Annotated in this window: 2 protein-coding genes and 1 pseudogene; all 3 read right to left on the bottom strand. The window is 73.1% G+C overall.

The window, feature by feature from the left end:
- Positions 1–1,027, bottom strand: a 1,027-nt coding sequence (locus DW211_RS09975; RefSeq protein ID WP_147357266.1) for a HAMP domain-containing sensor histidine kinase, incomplete at its 3' end; no start/stop codon positions are given.
- Positions 1,028–1,053: 26 nt separating this feature from the next.
- Positions 1,054–1,716, bottom strand: coding sequence for a response regulator transcription factor (locus DW211_RS09970; RefSeq protein WP_118260593.1), 663 nt, complete (start codon positions 1,714–1,716; stop codon positions 1,054–1,056).
- Between the two features lie 159 nt (positions 1,717–1,875).
- A pseudogene (locus DW211_RS10160) lies at positions 1,876–2,288 on the bottom strand (lantibiotic ABC transporter permease); the annotation flags it as partial.

Here is a 2,288-nt window from a genome sequence, read left to right as displayed (position 1 = left end):
CGGGGCCCGTGGCCGCGTCGAGCGTCACGCCTCGCGCCCGGGCGATCTGGGCGGCCTCGGCGAGGACCTGCTCGCAGAGCTCGGCCGGCCGCATGGGGGCCCTCTCCGCCCCGCCGGACCCGCGCGAGGCCTCGATGAGCAGGCGCACGTAGCCGTCGAGCCTTTCGACACCGCCGGCTATGTCGCGCGCGGCGGCCGAGAGGTCGCTGTCATTCTCGTCTTCCAGCTCCTCCGCCACGAAGTCGGCGTTGGCGCGCAGCGCGGTGAGCGGCGTCTTGAGGTCGTGGGCGAGCGACGCCATCTGCTCGCGCTGCCCCCGCTCCGCGGCCCAGCGGGCCTCGAGCGACTCGGCGAGGGAGGCCCGCATGGCGTCCATCGCGGCGAGGACGTCGTTCACCTCGCGCACGTTGGTGCTGCCGACCGCGAAGTCGAGCTCCCCCGCGCCGACGCGCCCCGCCGCCTCCGCGAGCGGCGCCATCTTGCGCGAGATCACGCGGCTCGCACGGCGCGCCACGAGCGCGAGCGCGAGCGCGCTTCCCACAGCGGCGCCGACGAGCATGAGGTTCTGCGGGTTGGGAAGCAGGCCGGCGAGATCGCGCGAGACCCACTGCGGCAGGTACTCGCTGACGAGCGCGCAGGCCCCGCCGCCCTTGAGCGGGAACGCAGCGTAGGTGAGGCCCGAGCCCCCGCCCTCGATCTCCACTGTGCCCGGATCCGCGGCGAGTGCCGTACTGGCCATTTCCGTCGCATCCTCGAGCCGCGTGCCCTCGAGGTCTGTCATCAGCACGTATCCGTCCTTGCTCAGGATGAGGTAGCGGTAGGCCGTCGGCACGTCCTGCTGCCCGCAGACGCCGTCGCGTGCCAGGCCCTCCGCGACCTCGCGCGCATTGGCCGGCCCCCAGCTTGCCTCGTAGACGAAGCCCGCGTTGATCGCCACGGAGAGCACCATGAACGAGGCGAGCCACGCCGTGGCGACCGCCGCGAACGCGTAGGCGAAGTAGCGCGCGATGACGAAGGAGAGCGGCATGCCCCCGCGACCTCGCGCCCCGATCCTCAGAGCTGCCACTTGTACCCCATCCCCCAGACGGTCGCGATCGGATCGGCGCCGGCCTCGGAGAGCTTCCTCCGGGCGCGGCTGACCTGCATGGATATGGCCGCGTCGTCGGCGTCGCTCTCCCAGCCGAGCACAGCCTCGCGTATCTGCGCGCGGCTCATGACCTGCCCGGGGTGGCGCGCGAGGTACTCGCAGATGGCGTACTCGGTGGGAGTGAGCGGCACGGCCTCGCCGCCCACGGAGAGGTCGCGCGCCCCGAGGTCGATCCGCACCTCCCCGAAGGAGAGAGCGTGCGAGCGCGGCCGGCGCTCACGGCGTAGATGGGCCGCGACCTTGGCGCGCAGTTCCGCGGCCCCGAAGGGCTTGCGGACGTAGTCGTCGGCGCCCAGGCCGTAGCCGGCCACGGCATCCTCCTCGGCCACGCGCGCGGTCAGGAAGACGATGGGCCCGTCGAAGTCCGGGCGGATCTGCCGCACGAGCTCGAAGCCGTCGAGCCCCGGCATCATGACGTCGCAGAGCACGAGGTCGAAGCGCGAGAGGTCCATCCCCGGGACCGCCGTCGGGTCGGCCGCCCTGACGACCTCATGGCCGTCGCGGCCGAGGACGCGCGCGAGCGCGTCGAGGATCGCCCGTTCATCATCCACTGCCAGTATCCTCGCCATGTTCGACCTCCTGAAACTCTCGTCGGAATTGTACTAGCGCCGCACTCAGCGGTCCAGAGCCCTGCGCGCAGCGCCGACCCCCAGCCGGCGTCGAGCAGGGCATTCCCGCCCAGGACGAGCGCTGCGGAGAGGAGGACGAGCATGGCGGCGAGCGGCCTCCTACGCATCTGCCCTCCCGTCCTCGAAGCGGCAGAACCAGGCCAGAAGGACGGCGTCGGCTGCCAGGGTGAGCACGAGGCCTGCGAGCGCAGTCGTGAGGAGAGGGCCCGCCGCGCGTGCGGCGTCGATGAAGGCCTCCACCCCGAGCGACCCCAGGCGAGCGGGCCAGGCGAGCGGCACCCAGCTCAGGGGCGTCGCCAGGGCACCGGTGAGCTCGCCGGTCATGAGGCCGTGCGCAAGTCCGCCCACCGAGAAGAACGCGAGGAGCACCCCCGCAGCGCCGGCGCCGATGGCGGCGTTGCGGCCGAGGCGCAGGGCCACGCCGAGCCCCAGCGCGTAGAGGGGCAGGCTGCCCAGCACGATGCCCGCCCAGGCGGCCGCAAGCGGAGTGGGCCCGAGCGGCAGGCGCCCGG

This window comes from Collinsella sp. AM18-10, from assembly GCF_003471585.1.
GTDB lineage: Bacteria > Actinomycetota > Coriobacteriia > Coriobacteriales > Coriobacteriaceae > Collinsella.
Note: the sequence above shows the minus strand (reverse complement) of the source record. Positions and strands in the feature narration are given on the sequence as shown.